Source organism: Bradyrhizobium sp. UBA2491 (genome assembly GCF_002341725.1).
GTDB lineage: Bacteria > Pseudomonadota > Alphaproteobacteria > Rhizobiales > Xanthobacteraceae > Bradyrhizobium.
Window position 1 is genome coordinate 50,708 of sequence record NZ_DDOP01000076.1, and the last position, 15,557, is coordinate 66,264.

At 65.9% G+C, this 15,557-nt stretch carries 13 protein-coding genes; 3 read left to right on the forward strand and 10 right to left on the reverse strand.

Annotated features, from left to right (window positions below; genetic code table 11):
• Positions 1-322 precede the first annotated feature (322 nt).
• From B2W55_RS24845 to B2W55_RS24865, 5 genes are all read right to left on the reverse strand, one after another.
• The gene (locus B2W55_RS24845) at positions 323-943 is read right to left on the reverse strand and encodes a peptidoglycan recognition protein family protein (RefSeq protein WP_024581021.1); all 621 of its coding nucleotides are present in this window, start codon (positions 941-943) and stop codon (positions 323-325) included.
• 119 nt (positions 944-1,062) lie between these two features.
• Positions 1,063-2,274 carry a GGDEF domain-containing protein gene (locus tag B2W55_RS24850; RefSeq protein ID WP_024581022.1) on the reverse strand — a complete coding sequence of 404 codons (1,212 nt, stop codon included), beginning with the start codon at positions 2,272-2,274 and terminating at the stop codon, positions 1,063-1,065.
• A gap of 745 nt (positions 2,275-3,019) precedes the next feature.
• Complete coding sequence (locus B2W55_RS24855) at positions 3,020-3,631, reverse strand: LysE family translocator (protein ID WP_024581023.1); 612 nt, start codon at positions 3,629-3,631, stop codon at positions 3,020-3,022.
• A gap of 47 nt (positions 3,632-3,678) precedes the next feature.
• Complete coding sequence (locus B2W55_RS24860; RefSeq protein ID WP_024581024.1) at positions 3,679-4,554, reverse strand: dienelactone hydrolase family protein; 876 nt, start codon at positions 4,552-4,554, stop codon at positions 3,679-3,681.
• Positions 4,555-4,632: 78 nt separating this feature from the next.
• On the reverse strand, positions 4,633-5,034 hold the full coding sequence (locus B2W55_RS24865; RefSeq protein WP_024581025.1) for a response regulator: 402 nt from the start codon (positions 5,032-5,034) through the stop codon (positions 4,633-4,635).
• A 167-nt stretch (positions 5,035-5,201) separates the two neighbouring features.
• On the opposite strand from B2W55_RS24865, the gene B2W55_RS24870 reads away from it, so the two are divergent.
• On the forward strand, positions 5,202-6,059 hold the full coding sequence (locus B2W55_RS24870) for an SDR family NAD(P)-dependent oxidoreductase (protein WP_024581026.1): 858 nt from the start codon (positions 5,202-5,204) through the stop codon (positions 6,057-6,059).
• 237 nt (positions 6,060-6,296) lie between these two features.
• Here B2W55_RS24870 and B2W55_RS24875 read toward each other — a convergent pair whose 3' ends face one another.
• From B2W55_RS24875 to B2W55_RS24890, 4 genes are all read right to left on the reverse strand, one after another.
• Positions 6,297-7,142, reverse strand: coding sequence for an FRG domain-containing protein (locus B2W55_RS24875; RefSeq protein ID WP_024581027.1), 846 nt, complete (start codon positions 7,140-7,142; stop codon positions 6,297-6,299).
• Between the two features lie 143 nt (positions 7,143-7,285).
• Positions 7,286-8,092, reverse strand: coding sequence for a lytic murein transglycosylase (locus B2W55_RS24880; protein WP_024581028.1), 807 nt, complete (start codon positions 8,090-8,092; stop codon positions 7,286-7,288).
• Between the two features lie 55 nt (positions 8,093-8,147).
• Positions 8,148-9,107 carry a DUF817 domain-containing protein gene (locus B2W55_RS24885; protein WP_244442200.1) on the reverse strand — a complete coding sequence of 320 codons (960 nt, stop codon included), beginning with the start codon at positions 9,105-9,107 and terminating at the stop codon, positions 8,148-8,150.
• 58 nt (positions 9,108-9,165) lie between these two features.
• The gene (locus B2W55_RS24890; RefSeq protein WP_024581030.1) at positions 9,166-9,576 is read right to left on the reverse strand and encodes an ester cyclase; all 411 of its coding nucleotides are present in this window, start codon (positions 9,574-9,576) and stop codon (positions 9,166-9,168) included.
• Between the two features lie 438 nt (positions 9,577-10,014).
• Here B2W55_RS24890 and B2W55_RS24895 point away from each other — a divergent pair, with 438 nt between their 5' ends.
• Both B2W55_RS24895 and B2W55_RS24900 read left to right on the forward strand, forming a co-directional pair.
• Complete coding sequence (locus B2W55_RS24895) at positions 10,015-12,810, forward strand: CHAT domain-containing tetratricopeptide repeat protein (protein WP_024581031.1); 2,796 nt, start codon at positions 10,015-10,017, stop codon at positions 12,808-12,810.
• 156 nt (positions 12,811-12,966) lie between these two features.
• Positions 12,967-13,203, forward strand: a complete 237-nt coding sequence (locus B2W55_RS24900; RefSeq protein ID WP_024581032.1) for a hypothetical protein — start codon at positions 12,967-12,969, stop codon at positions 13,201-13,203.
• A 218-nt stretch (positions 13,204-13,421) separates the two neighbouring features.
• Here B2W55_RS24900 and rpoD read toward each other — a convergent pair whose 3' ends face one another.
• Positions 13,422-15,551: an RNA polymerase sigma factor RpoD gene (rpoD, locus tag B2W55_RS24905; RefSeq protein WP_024581033.1), complete on the reverse strand. Its 2,130-nt coding sequence runs from the start codon at positions 15,549-15,551 to the stop codon at positions 13,422-13,424.
• Positions 15,552-15,557 lie beyond the last annotated feature (6 nt).

Sequence of the window (15,557 nt, forward strand, 5' to 3'; positions counted from 1 at the left end):
TCAGATGGAGGTCGAAGGCCATCGCTCACGGCTGCGATCGGGCACCGGCGGTTTCGGCCGCCGGTTTGCCAGCGCGCGTCTCGCCAAGAGCAAAGACAATGAGATCCCCTGCTCACGCCAGAGACGATCGCATGCGGAGACAACCTGGCGGGCATTGTCCTCGGGGCCATCCTTCGAGACGCCCGCCTCTGGCGAGCTCCTCAGGATGAGGTGTTGTCGTGCGGCACCATTTTAGACCCTCATGGTGAGGAGCGCCGCTTGCGGCGCTCTCGAACCACGAGACCGAGCACCTCGCCGAGACCCAACGGAGACGATAGCCCCGCTACTCGCCCCACTCGCGCGCCATGGTCGCGAGCGCGCAGCCTTCGCAGTAGCGGGCGTCCTTGAAGTCGATCCAGTTGTGCGCGTAGACGTGATCCAGCGGGATGCCGTAGCGCGCACGCAGCAGCTTCACCAGCACGCGCCAGGCCGCGATCTGCGCGTCGGTCGGGCCCTTGGTGACATCGGGATAGTTGCCGGCGAACTCGACGCCGATCGAGGTGTCCTTGTTGACCTGACGATAGGTCTTGCTGTTGTCGATGTATTTGTTGTCGTTGCGATCGGCGCCGTCGGTGTGGGTCGGCACCAGATTGTCGGCAACCGCCCAATAGACCGTGCCGTCGGTCTCGACCCAGACCATGACGCCGCGCCGGGTCGGGTGCTTGTGCTGTTCGGCCGCGCCGTAGCGCGCCGAACCGGCCGGCCCTTCGGTTTGATGCACGATGATGTTGCGCCAGGGATGAGCCTTGGCGACATCGCCCCAGGGCGACAGCCAGACCATCTTCAAGCCGGGAATCTCCGGCGTGCCCTGCGACCGGGCGATCGCAGCGAGATCGGGCGCCTCGGCGAATGCCGGCACGGACAGTACCAGCGCGAGAAGTACGGTGAGCAGGCGAGGCGTCATGACGGCAGGATCCAGTGTCACGCTTGAGTTCAGCAACGGCTTCTTCTCACCTCTCCCAAGGGAGAGGCGGAGCCTGCCGCCGCTCCAGCTCAACATGGTCTCACCGCACTCCAGCACGGTCAGGCGCGGCGCAGGCTCGCCTGCATCGGTTCGAGCATCTCGGGCGGCAGCTTCGGTTGATAGGTCGCATATCCGTTCTTGCCGCCCTTCTTGGCGTCGTAGAGTGCGTGGTCGGCTGCGGCGATCAGGCGGTCGGGATGCAGCCCGATCTCGCGGGTCCATTGCGCGACGCCGATCGAGACCGCGATCGGGATGTCAGCGCCGGCGCACTGCTCGGCATCGGCGCGGCAGACCTCCAGCACGCGGCGGGCGATCATCGCACCCTCGCGCAAGGTCGAGGACGGCAGCACGATGCAGAACTCGTCGCCGCCGGTGCGGGCCAGCATGTCGCCCGGCCGCAGCCTGGTCTGCGCCATCAGCGTGAAATGTTGCAGGCAGGCGTCGCCGGCGGCGTGGCCGTGGGTGTCGTTGATGCCCTTGAAGCCGTCGAGGTCGATCACCAGCAGCGCGAATGCCTCGCCATTGCGGTCGGAGCGCGCGCATTCCTCGGTCAGGCGTTGCAGCAGATGGCGGCGGTTGCCGACGCCGGTAAGATCGTCGAGCAGCGCGAGGTCGGCGACCTCGGTGCGCAGCCGGTCGATCGCCATCAGCAGGAAGCCGAAATTGAGCGCCATCGACAGGAACACCATCAGCAGGATCGCCAGCGACTGGCCCGCATTGAAGCGGACGAAGGAGAACTCGCCGGGATGCAGCAGGGCGCCGACGAGGCGCAGCGCATAGATGCCGATCAGCACGGAGGCGACGACGCCGGCAAGCCGCGCGCCGGGATTGACCCGGCCGTTCTCGCGCGACAGCAAGAGCTTCAGCGTCAACGCGAACGGCATGACCTGCGCGACGGTATAGACCAGGATGCGCATCGGCATGCTGTCATAGGCAAAGATGAAGACGCCGAGGCCGACGAAGGCGAACGCGCTGGCCAGCGCGGTGCTGCGCCAGCGCACCGGTTTGCCGTAGAACCGCTCGATGCCCATCGCGGCAAGGCCGGCGGCGAACACCATCAGCGTGCCCGCCGCGATCAGCGGCAAGAGCGAGCCCGTGATCATGACGCGGAACATCGCGCTGGAGGCACCGGCGGATGCGACGAAGGCCGACGCGGTCCAGAACCGCGCCGCGCCGAAAGCTGGATAGCTGTGCGCGACATAGGCCCAGATCAGGCCGAGCGCGAGAAAATTGATAACGAAAACCGTCCAAAGCGTCGGAACGCTCAACATCGCCCCTGTTCGAGACCGTACCGGCCTCGCCTCTCCTGAAATGACTTGCCGCCCCCAGAGCATGATCTTTCGGAAAACCGCTGCGCGCTTTTCCGGATCATGCCCAGGGCGTTCCCTCCCAATGACAATCCCCGTTGCCTTACGGGAGAGGATGCGGCCGCGCCGCTTAACGGACTCTCACCCGCGACCCGTCAATCCGCGCCGTGGTTTTGAATTGATGAAGATACGCGCATCCGGCATTTGCGCGCCGTTAAGCATGGCGACGCGATGGCGTGACGACGCGCGGCAGCAGCAGCGCCACGAGAAAATTGGCGAAAACACGTAACAACTGTGGATAACACGATGACAGCGCCGTGACAGCGCGCGGCAGCAGCCTCCGAATCTGCTCAGTTTGATACTGAGGATGTTGCGAGGCTGGCCCTCCGCCAAGCATGCCTCGGAGTCGCGTTCAATCCATGAAACCCTGAGAGGATACTATGGCTAAGAAAGCGAAGAAGGCGAAGGCGAAGAAGGCCCCCAAGAAGAAGAAGGCCGCCAAGAAGAAGTAACCCGTTTCTCGCCCGGGTAGCGGCTCAGCCCTGCCCGGGCACCCAGACCGGAGCGACCGGCCCAAGACCTCAGCTCCGGATACACCATTCGAACAACTCGGCCCCTGACAGAGCGGGCAACATGGCAGGCGCAAGGCCTGCTTTTTTATTGCCCGCACCGCTTTTGTTGCCGGTGGCAGGCGCGGACGAAGACGCCGTCAGCGCTCCGCGAAGGCGAGCTTGGCGCCGAGCACCGCAAAGCCTGCGGCAAAGCTCCGCCTGAGCCAGGCCATCACCTTCGGCCGGGTGATGACGCGATCGCGCACCGACGCCGCGAACAGCCCGTAGATCGCGAACACCGCGAAGGTCATCGCCATGAACACGCCGCTGAGCTCAACCATCCGCGCCAGCGGATGGGCCTCGTCGACCGCGATGAATTGCGGCAGGAAGGCCAGGAAGAAGATCGACAGTTTCGGGTTGAGGATGTTGATCAGGATCGCGGTCACGATCACGCGGCCGTTCGAGCGCGGCTTGATCTCGGTGTCGACGGCCAGCGCGCCGCGCTCACGCAGCGCCTGCCAGGCCATGTAGAGCAGATAGACCACGCCGCCCCATTTCAGCGCCGCGAACGCCATGGCGCTGGTGTGCAGGATGGCGGCCAGGCCCAGCATCGCGGCGATCATCTGCGGCACGATCCCGAGCGTGCAGCCGAACGCCGCCGCCAGGCTCGCCCGCGAACCGCGGGTCAGCGCCACCGCCAGGGTGTAGAGCACGCCGGTGCCGGGCGAGGCGACCACGATCAGGGTGGTCAGCAGGAAGGACCAGGTCATTGCAGTTCCTCGATTTCAAATTCTTGAGTCAAACCCTTGGGGGCACGTCATTCCAGATCTCGCTTCAGATAGTCCAGCACGCGCGGGAAGGCATCCTTGCGCGCCTCGGGATCGGTCCCGATCACGGGGATCGAGCCATCCCGCATCGTATAGGCCGGCAGCTCGGTGCGCGGCAGGTTCGGCGCATCGAACGCATGCACCGCGCCGGGATAGCTCTTCAGCTCGACCGGATTGCCGCGCGCCTTGGCCGCCGCGATGAAGGCGTCACAGGGCTTGTACGGCGTCCAGACGTCGGCCTCGCCGATCAGCACCAGCAGCGGCACCCGGCTGGTCCAGCCGTTCGGCTCGACATTCGTGAAGGGCCTCGATTGATAGATGTCGGCGCAGGCGCCGGGATAGAACGCCACCGCGGCCCTGAAATCCTGCGCCAACTCGGCCGGCCGGCCGATGCTCCTGTCGTTGATCGAGAGCAGCACCACGCCGCCGCCCTGCGACCAGCCCATCAGCGCGATGCGGTCCGGCTTCACGAAGGGCTGCGCCTGCAAATAACGCAGCGCGCCATAGGCATCCTTCGGCCGCTCGCGCCACATCCTGCGGCTGTCGGGCCCGCGCGAGCAGGTCTGGCCGAGCCCGCGCGGCGTCGCGCTGTCGACGATCAGGGTGACATAGCCCTGCACCGCGAGCGCCCGCGCCCAGGCGCGATAGAGGCCGAACACGCGGCCCTTCTTGTCATTGAGGCCGGAACAGCCATGCATCAGCACCACCGCGGGCCGCGGCGTGTCGTTCTCGCGGCGGTCGAGGTGACCGATCAAGTCGGTGGTGCCGTCGAGTGAGGGGAAATTGACGATCGTCTCCGCCGCGGCGGGCGCCGCGGTCGCGAGCACGAACCAGACCAGTCCGATGATCGGCCACAGGCGGCGCATCAGCCGCCAATATCACGCTGCCCGGGCGGGCGGAAGCGACCAGCGCCCGCCCGCCACACGTCGGCGCTGACAAACGCGTTATGAAGGCCTCGACCGGCCGCCCGGCAGCGTCGACGCCTTGGTCTCGGCGAGCCGGATCACGTCAAGCGGCGCCCACGGCTTGGCCCAGAACAGGGCGCCGTCCGGCAGGCGCTGACGCAGCGGCTTGCCCGAAGTCACGATCACGTCGAGGTCGGGCTTGTGTTTCTTCGCCGCATGGGCAAGCTCGACGCCGGTCATGTTTCCGGCGAGTTCGACGTCGGTCATCATCAGCACGACGTTGTCGCCATTGCCGAGCAGCACCAATTCCGCAGCCTCCGCGCTCTCGCAGGCGATGACGTCGAAATCGCTTTCCTCCAGCAGCAAGCCGATCATCTCGCGCTGCATCGGGTCGTCTTCGACGACCAACGCCTTCGCACGATCGGGCCTCGACTGTCCCATGGTGTGCCTCCTCTGTTCTGATCGCCTGGATTGATCGCCGCGTGAAAACGAACACTGACTAAATGCCTAAAATCGCTGGATGGTTCAGTTCCAATTTGAGAAAAGCGGGGAACCGCCGTGTTCCCGCATGGCCACCACCACCCTCGTCGAGATGGAGCCGACCCGACATGACCGCGATCTCTGGATCCGCCGCCGCCGTGACCGGAGCCGCCAGCGGCATCGGCCGCGCACTGGCGTTTGAACTCGCACAGCGCGGCTGCGACCTGGCGCTCGCCGACCGCGACGAGGCCGGTCTACAAGCAACGGCCGCCGAGATCGCGAAAGCGAGCCCGCGCAAGGTCACCGTGCATCGCCTCGACGTCGGCGAGCCCGACCAGATCGCGGCATTCGCGGCCACCGCCAGCGCCGCGCATCCCGCGCTCAACATCGTCGTCAACAATGCCGGCGTCGCCCTGCTCGGCCAGTTCGGCGAGATCGAGCAGGCGCAGATGGAGTGGCTGTTCAACATCAATTTCTGGGGCGTGGTGCACGGCACCCGCGCCTTCCTGCCGTATCTCGCGCGGCAGCGCGAGGCGCATATCGTCAACGTCTCCTCGATCTTCGGCATCGTGGCGCCACCCGGCCAGAGCGCCTATTGCGCGGCCAAGTTCGCGGTCCGCGGCTTCTCCGAAAGCCTGCGCCACGAGCTCGCGGTGGCGAACAGTCCGGTACGGCTCTCGGTGGTGCATCCCGGCGGCGTCGCCACCAACATCGCGCGCAATTCGCGCACCGGAGCCGGCGTCACCGACAATGCCCGCCGCGTGCAGTCGATCGAGCGCTTCGACGCGTTGGCCCGGACCACGCCGACCGCGGCCGCGCAGCGCATCATCGCCGGCATCGAGAAGAACCAGCCGCGCATCCTGATCGGCAACGACGCCCGCTTCATGGACCTGCTGCAACGCTTCCGCCCCGGCACCTACTGGAAGGTGCTGCAACGGCAGATCGAGAAGGCGACCGCGAAGGTGGCGGGGGCCGGTGCCAAGTAATCGGTGTCACCACCCGCGCATGCGAAGCGGCAGCCGGCGCAGATAACTCTGTCGTCGTCCCTGCGAAGGCAGGGACCCATAACCACAGGGTTGGGTTGGCGAAACACGCTGGGGCCGCAGCGTCAGACATCATGAGCAGTCGTGGTTATGGGTCCCGGGTCGCGCTGCGCTTGCCCGGGACGACACTGAATCTGTTGCGCGATTGTCGGGTCACGCATCCACGGCGAACAAGAGAGCTCAACCCAGCTGCTTCTTCACCCCAAGCGCCAGCCGGAACAGCGGGTCGCTCTTCTCCGACGGATACAGCGCGCTTCGCGTCACCTGCGGAAAATTGTCGTTCTTCCAGAACGACACCGGCGCGAAGGAGAATTTCGCGACCAGCCGCCGACCGAAATCCATCTCGTAGGGAAAATAATTGTCCTTCTGCTCGGTGCCGGACATTTCAGGATATTCGCCGAGCAGATAGCCCTCCTGGATATGCGGCCGCACGGCCGATGGCGGGCAGACGCTGGAGAGGCGGACGATCTGGAGGCCGGCCTCCGCGCTCGCGGTGATCGCGCCAGAGAGGTTCGGCACGCCGAGCACATAGAGGAAGGCGGTGCCGGTCTCGGCCAGCGAGGCGAACGACGCCGCGATCCGGATCGAATGGGTGACGTCGAGCAGCGGCGTGGTGCAGACCTCATAGTGTTGCAGGATCGACCAGCGCAGGATGCGATGCCGCTTCAGCCGCTCCAGCCCGAGCAGCTTTGCCTTGGCATATTCCGCGACCAGGACCTGCTCGGCGCGGCGCAGGGCCTCGAAGCGTTGAACCAGCGTCGCCTGATCAGGGTTGCCGCGGCCGCCGCGAAACAGCGTCGGCTTCAGCGACGAGTTGTTCTTGACGTTGCGGTGATCCGCGCCCTGGCCGCGAAACAGCAGCACGTGGTCGCGGTTGAGGAATTGCAGCTCGGCGATCTTGGTGGCGAGCTCGAGATAGGAGCCGACGCGATGGCCCGGCCCCTCGCGCACCGCCGAGTTCTTCGCGATCTGGCATCCGCGGCGGTCGAAGAACGACCAGATCTTCTGGCTGCCGATGGTTTCCATGGGCCTCGAACTCTCAACCCGTCATTCCGGGGCTCGCGCAGCGAGAGCCCGGAATCCATTCTTCAACACGTGATGCGGCTCGATGGATTCCGGGCTCGCGCCAAGAGGCGCGCCCCGGAATGACGGGGATGACCGCAGCGCCCTCACCGCCCGACGAGCTGATCGGCAAAATACCCGATCGTCTTGCGATAGATCACCGCCCTGTTCCATTCGCGCATCGCCTCGAAATTGGCGCTACCTTCGCCATAGGGCGCGCCCATCTTGAAGCCGTTCGAGTGCAACAGGTTCGCGGTCGAAGCCAGCACGTCGGGCACCGAGTGGCGCAGGTCGACATGGCCGTCGCCGTCGAAATCGACGCCGTATTTGATGTAGGACGACGGCAGGAACTGGGTCTGGCCGATCTCGCCGGCATATGCGCCGATCATGTCGTTCAGACGAAGATCGCCGCGTTGCAGGATCTTGAGCGCGGCGAGCAGCTCGCCCTGGAACAGGTCGGTGCGGCGGCAATCGTGCGCCAGCGTGGTGAGCACGCGAAACACCGGCAGCTTGCCCATGTCGCCCTTGCCGAAATCGGTCTCCAGCCCCCAGATCGCGACCAGGATCTGGCGCGGCACGCCGTATTGCTGCTCGATCTTGGAGAGCAGCGCGGCGTGACGCTGCAACATCGCGCGGCCGCCATTGATGCGCCCCGGCCCGACGCGGGTCGCGACATACTGCTCGAAGGTCTTGTTGAAGGTGTAGCGCTGCCGCCGGTCGAAGGCGAGCACCCCGCCATCCTGCTGCACCCCGCCGAGCGCCTGCGAGATCACATCCTGCTGGATGCCGGCCGCCGCCGCCTCCTGCGAGAACGACTGTACGAAGGCTGGAAAACTGCCGCCGCAGCGGGCGGCATAGGAAGGGGTGGCAAGCAGCAAGGCGCCGAACACAACCGCCAAACGACACCTGAGCATGCAACAATCCCTCCTGCTTCGAATGGCCGATCATGCCATGGAGCAAACGAGGCCGTCAAAGCGTCGGCACCGACATTCCACCCACGCGCTCGTCCCGCCGGCGCGCACCAGTACCCGCACCCTCGCCCTTCCACTTCCGCGGCGCGTTCACCATGCTCACCAGCGTGTAGCTGACGATCACGAGCAGGAACCAGGACCCGAGCTTCTCGATTCCGACCATCGACCAGCCGAGCCGCTGCGAGGGATAGAGCCAGGTCTTGGTGAAGGTGCCGATGTTCTCGGTGAACCAGATGAACAGCGACACCAGCACGAGACCGAGCAGCAGCGGCATCGAACGATGGCTGGTCCAGACCTTGAAGTGGACGCTGGTGCGGCCGAACAGCCAGATCGCCCAGGCGAACAGCCCCCAGCGCAGGTCGATGACGTAGTGATGGCTGAAGAAGTTGACATAGATCGCCACACTGAGGGCGATCAGGCCGAGGCGGCGCGGATGCTGCGAGAAGCGGAAATCGAACAACCGCCAGCAGCGGCAGATGTAGCTGCCGATGCAGGAATACATGAAGCCCGAGAACAGCGGCACGCCGCCGATATGGAAGATGCTGGGCTCCGGATAGATCCAGGAGCCGACCCGCGTCTTGAACAGCTCCATCGCCGTGCCGACGACATGGTAGATCAGGATGACCCTGGCCTCCTCCCACGTCTCCAGCCGGCCGGCGAGCAGCACGAGCTGAACGGCGAGCATCGAGAGGAACAGGAAGTCGTAGCGCGCCAGCGCCGCATCCGGCGGATAGAAGCGCCAGGTGCCGATCATCAGCGCGACGGCGATGCCGCCGAACAGGCAGGCCCAGGCCTGCTTGATGCCGAAGCGCAGGAATTCGTAAAGAGCCGCGGTCCAGCGGCGCTGTGCCATGACCAGGCCGAGGCGATGCTCGCCGGCGATGAAGCGACGCAGCGCCGGCCAGTTGGCCGCGGCGCTGGCGATGGGTTTGCCTTGACGTGTCAGCCTGTGATGCACGCCGCGCAAGGTCGCGACGGATCACGGTCGCAGCGCGGCGGAGATGTGCAGATTTCCCTCAATCCCTGAGCTGCCGCTCCAGCCCGTCGAAATCGATCTCGGCCCAGCATTCCGAGAGCTTGCCGTCCCGGATGCGCCAGAACGTCATGCCGCGGAATTCGACGTGGCGGCCGGTCGGCTGGATGCCGCGCCACGGGCTGCGGTGACGGCCGCGCCAGACGAAGCGGCCGGCGACCATGTCGCGCTCGGCCACCAGGCATTCGGCCACCGCCGACAGCTCGGCGAAGGTCTCATGCATCGCCGCCGCCTGCGCGAGCACCTCCTCGGCACTCAGCCGCTTGCCCACGGCATGGTCGAAGAAGTCGGACGCCAACTGCGCGCGGATCGCACCGGCATCGAGCCGGTTGGTCACGGCGTCATGATGCGCGAGCACCAGCGCCTTGTTGGCCTCGAGGGTGGCGTGGGACATCGGAGGAGGCTTCTCGAAAAGGGAGAGTTGTAAAAAAGGAAGATGCGCCTCATACGCGAATCGCATGGTGCAATGCAAGTGACGATGGTCAGAAAAGCCCGGGCTTTCGCCCGCCCTTCGTTTGAACGGCGATCCGAAAGACGGCTGTCATGAGTTGGCTCGATGGCCGCCCCCGAGCGGTAACATCATCCGACGCCGGCCATGCACGCGGCGGCAACGATCCGCATGCGGCGGGAACCGGCGGGTGCACGATGCATGAACGCCGCCGGTGTCGGCTGCGACGAAGCAAGACAGATTCGCCATGCCGGTTCCCCCCGCGCGGCTGCCGTCGCGTCTTGTTGATGCAATGCCGGGCCGTTAAAGCCGAGCAGGCTGGCTACACCGACGCCGTCATTCGTGGGGACGAAGGGCGCGCTCCATGATGAGGTACCATTGCTGATGAAGTCCGCCGACGCTTTCGCCCGCACGCGCAAGGCCGCTGCATCGCTTGCCATCATCTTCACGCTCGGCGCGCCCCTGACCGCAACGATCGCCCCCGCGGCAGCGCAGGACAAGCGTGCGCCGGCGCAACGCCCTGCCGCCACGCAGGCCGTCGCCGCGCAGATGAAGAACGCCATCGCGCTGACGCGCAGCGGCAAGATCGAGGCCGGCGCCGCGCAGCTCACTGCCGCGCTCGATGCCGCGGACAAGCTCGACGATGCGCAGTTCGTCATGGAGCGATATTACGACGCCACCGCCACGCTGCGTGCGGTCAAGCGCGACGACCTCGCTGAAAAGCTGTTCGTGCGCGCGTTCCAGAGCAAGGCGGCCGCACAATCGCCGCCCGGCAATGCCGATGTGCTGCTGGAATACGCCATCCTGCTGTCCGACCACGCCAGGATCGCGGAAGCGGTCCCGCTCTACATGAAGGGGATCGCGGCCTTCAACGCCTATTGGGGCGAAGGCTCCGAGGAATCGCTGATCGCCAGCGACAAGCTCGCGGTGGCGCTGTCGGCCAACGGCTCGGCCGCGTCGGCGACCAATCTGGGCCGGCACAATTTCGAGCGCTCGGAGAAGGCACTGGGGCCCGACCATCGCACCACCGCGAAGCTCGCCAACAATTATGCCGACATGCTGCGCGAGATCGGCGCGCCGGCCAAGGCGCTCGAGCTCGATTTGTTCGCGATCGAGAAGCGCGTCAAGCGTTACGGCGAGAACCATCTCAACACGCTGGTGACGGTCAACAATGCCGGCCAGGATTTCCTCAATCTCGGCCGCTTCGACGACGCGCGGCGCTATTTCCGCCGCCACCGCACGATCGCGGTCGCGATGGCGCCGAAGGATCCGAGCTTCGCCGGCCAGGCCGATGCCTGGCTGTTCTACACCGACATGCTCGCAACAGGCGATGCCGCGATCTCGCCAGCCGACCTGACCCGGCTGGAGGCGATCGTCGCCAATGAGGAGAATTTCGCCGACTTCCTGCGCATCAAGGCCGCGGTGCTGGCCGCCGGCAAGCGCGAACAGCGCGGCGAGCCGGATGCCGGCATGCGGCTGCGCGAGACCGCGCTTGCGATCTCGACCCGCGCCTTCACCGCGCAGCATCCGATCTCCTTCGAGATCAAGCTCGGCATCGCGGTTGCCCTGATCGCGACCGATCCGAGCCGCGCGGTGCAGAGCTTCACCGCGCTCGACCGCGAGATGTTCGCGTGGATGAAGCGCGAGGTCGGCACCGCGGGCGATCGCGCCGTCGCCGAGGCGATCCGCGCCCATGCCGACCATCTGCTGTTCGCGTTCGGCCGCTTCGCCACCGGGGCCGGATCATCGGTGGCGCAGCCGGCCTTTGCCGCCGCGGTGCTGCGCTGGAAGACGCTCGGCGGCGGCGACGCCACGGCGCTGCGCCGGCTCGAGACCCAAATGGCGGGCAAGGACGAGGAGACCGCGACGCTGCTGCGTGCGGCGCTGCGGCTGAATGGCGAGAAGCAGGAGCTGTTCTCGTCGGGCAATATCGACGACTGGGCGCGATCGGTGTGGGGGCGGCAGGACGCCGCCGAGAAGGCTTTGAACAAGCGACTCGATGCGATCGGCGTGACGCTGCCGCAGGACCCGATCCGCCCGTCGCAACTGCTGGCGGGCAATGAAGCCGTCATCAACTACTTCATCACCCGGCAATGGAAGGCGGACCGTCAGTCGAAGCAGCCGCTCGCCGCCAGCGTGCTCTACGCCATCGTCGAGACCGCGCAGGGCGAGCCGCGCGTGATCGATCTCGGCGATCCCGGCAAGATGGTCGACACCGCCGTGCGGACCGAGATCGCGCGGCTGCGCGCGACGCGGGCGACCATGCCCGATCTCGACGCCAGGGGGCTCGACGGCAAGGGCCGCTTCCAGAACCTCCGCGAGCGGCTGTTCGCGCCGCTGGAGCCGGTCCTGAAGGACAAGACCACGCTCTACGTGGTGCCGGACGGCTTCCTGTTCGCGGTGCCGTTCTCGCTCTTGCCCGGCGCCGATGGCGGGCTGCTGGAAGACAGGTTCACGATCCGGATGCTGACCAGCCCCGATGCGCTGATCGCGATCCATGCGCGCGAGACGCTCGAGAAGACGGGCGCGATGCTGCTTGCCGGCGGCATCGAATATGGCGTTCCCGGCCCGATGCCGCTGCCCGGCACCAAGACCGAGATCGAGGCGATCGCAAAGCTCGCCCGCGCACGTGGCGCGCCGGTCGAGATGCTGAGCGGCAGCGGCGTCAGCGAAAGCACGCTGCGCGACAAGATCGGCAAGGCGCGCATCGCGCATCTGGCGACCCACGGCTTCTATCACGACAGCACGGCGTCCGGCCTCGATACGCTGTGGCAGAGCGGCATCGTGCTGTCCGGCGCCGGCGACAGCCGCTGGCCGCTGCGCGACGACAAGGACGGCTATCTCTATGCCTTCGAGCTGATGGACTGGGACCTGTCCGGACTCGATCTGCTGGTGCTGTCGGCCTGCGAGACCGGCCGCGGCGACGAGAGCTTCGTCAGCGGGCTGCGCGGCCTGCCGACCGCGCTCGGCATCGCCGGCGCCCGCCGCGCGCTGCTGACGCTGTGGCCGGTCGCCGACGAAGGCACCGCCAACTTCGCCGTGCGCTACTACGAGCACCTCGCCGACGGCATGACCTATTCGGATGCGCTGCGCCAGACCCGGCGCGATGCACGCGACGGCAAGGTCGCCGGCGCCAACGACCCCAGCGTGTGGGCTGCCTTCGTGCTGTTCGAGGGCTGAGGCGGATATGTCGGCGATGTGACCGGTCGGGCGCCGAGCGCCTGCCGGCCGAATTGCACACCGCTCTCCACAAGGGCCCTGCACCGCAGGGCAGACCGGCGGGAGGGTGCGGCGATTTGCTTTGACAGCGGCGTCCTGATCGAGGACAAGCCACCCATGCCGAAAAAACCCGGGACCAATCCCAAAGGCGAATTCGCCTTCTTCAACGTGTTCTATGAAGACGGCTCGCAGCGCTCCAACCGCCGTGTGCCGTCGGAACTGCTGGGCGGGCTCGACGGCGACGAGCCGGTGCGCGCCTTCCTGCGCGAGCAGGACCGCGAGATCGCCGAAAAGGGCGGCCGCCCGCCGCTCGAGATCAAGACCATCGAGCGGGTCGGCGCGAAGAAGAAGTAGCGAGCGGCGACCTCGCGTACTCCGTTATCTCCTCATTCGTCATTCCGGGGCGGCGCGCAGCGCCGAGCCCGGAATCCATTCTACCGCAAAATGCGTGGCCCGATGGATTCCGGGTTCGCGCTTCGCGCGCCCCGGAATGACGATGGGATAGCGATTACTCGACAGACAAAAACGGCGGGCACCAGCCCGCCGTTTTCATTGAATGAATGCCCGTAGGCCTAGTTATCGAGGAACGAGCGCAGCTTGCGCGACCGTGACGGGTGCTTGAGCTTGCGCAGCGCCTTGGCTTCGATCTGGCGGATGCGCTCTCTCGTCACCGAGAACTGCTGGCCGACTTCTTCCAGCGTGTGGTCGGTGTTCATGCCGATGCCGAAGCGCATGCGCAGCACGCGTTCCTCGCGCGGCGTGAGCGAAGCCAGCACGCGCGTGGTGGTCTCGCGCAGGTTGGACTGGATCGCAGCATCGATCGGCAGGATCGCGTTCTTGTCCTCGATGAAATCGCCGAGATGCGAATCTTCCTCGTCACCGACCGGGGTCTCCAGCGACAGCGGCTCCTTGGCGATCTTGAGGACCTTGCGGACCTTCTCGAGCGGCATGCCGAGCTTCTCGGCGAGTTCTTCCGGGGTCGGCTCGCGGCCGATCTCGTTGAGCATCTGGCGCGAGGTACGGACGATCTTGTTGATCGTCTCGATCATGTGCACGGGGATACGGATGGTGCGGGCCTGGTCGGCGATCGAGCGGGTGATCGCCTGCCGGATCCACCAGGTGGCGTAGGTCGAGAACTTGTAGCCGCGGCGATACTCGAACTTATCGACCGCCTTCATCAGGCCGATATTGCCTTCCTGGATCAGGTCGAGGAATTGCAGGCCGCGGTTGGTGTACTTCTTGGCGATCGAGATCACGAGACGGAGGTTGGCTTCCACCATCTCCTTCTTGGCCTGACGGGCCTCGCGCTCGCCCTTCTGCACGCCGTGCACGATCTTGCGGAATTCGCCGATCTCGAGCCCGGTGAGCGCCGCCAGCGACTGGATCTCGTGGCGCAGGTCCTTGATGCGGTCCTTCTCGTGATGGACGAAGTTCTTCCAGCCCTTGGCGGAGAGCTTCGAGACGCGGTTGAGCCAGCGCGGGTCGAGCTCCGAGCCCTGGTAGTTGCGCAGGAAGTCCTCGCGCGCGACGCCGTGGCTGTCGCCGAGGCGCAGCAGGCGGCCCTCGAACGAGACCAGCTTCTTGTTGATGTCGTAGAGCTGCTCGACCAGCGAATCGATGCGGGCCTGGTTGAGGCGCAGCGACTTCACCTCGACGATGATCTCGTCCTTCAGCTTCTTGTACTTGCGCTCCTGCGACGGCGACAGCGACTCGCTCTGCAACTGGTTGGCGATGTCCTGCTCTTGAAGACGCCGCAGCTTCTTGTACTCGGACGCGATCTTGTCGAAGGTCTCGACCACCTTCGGCTTCAGCTCGGCCTCGATGGCGGCGAGCGACATCTGGTTCTCGAACTCGTCGTCGTCCATGTCGCCTTCGGCGGCGGCCTCGGCGGGATCCTTCTCCTCGGTGCCGGCTTCGCCACCGGCGGGCGCGGCACGGAACGGGGTCGGCGACGGCGGCGCAGCAGGCGGCGCGACATGGGCCGGCGCGGCCGCGTCGGCGCCATTGCCATTGGCTTCAGCCGCAGCGCCTTCGGGATTGTTGCCGATCAGGTTCGGATTGATGCCGCCCTTGGATTCCGGGCCCGCGTAGGTCGCTTCGAGATCGATGATGTCGCGGAGGAAGATCTTGCCTTCGTTGAGCTCGTCGCGCCAGATGATGATGGCCTGGAAGGTCAGCGGGCTTTCGCAGAGGCCCGCGATCATCGCCTCGCGGCCGGCCTCGATGCGCTTGGCGATCGCGATTTCGCCCTCGCGCGACAGCAGCTCGACGGTGCCCATCTCGCGCAGATACATGCGCACGGGATCGTCGGTACGCTCGCCGGGCTCCGACTTCTTGACCTCGGTGACGGCCTTCTGCGTGACCTCGACGAGTTCGTTGTCGGTCTCGTCCTCGCCGTCGTCCTTCTCGTCCTCGCCTTCAGAGTCGTCGGCCTCGGTGACATTGATGCCCATGTCCGAGAGCATCGACATGATGTCTTCGATCTGTTCGGGCGACGTCGTGTCGGAAGGCAAGACTTCGTTGAGCTGATCGAAGGTCACGAAGCCGCGCTTCTTGGCCTGCTTGATCATCTTCTTCACCGCGGCATCCGACAGGTCGAGCAACGGCGACGGCGCGTCAGCGGAATCCTTCTCAGGAGCATCCGCCGCCTTGTCGTCTTTTTCCTTGTCCTTAACCTGCAGCGTCTTTGCCTTGGTGGCCATTCACTA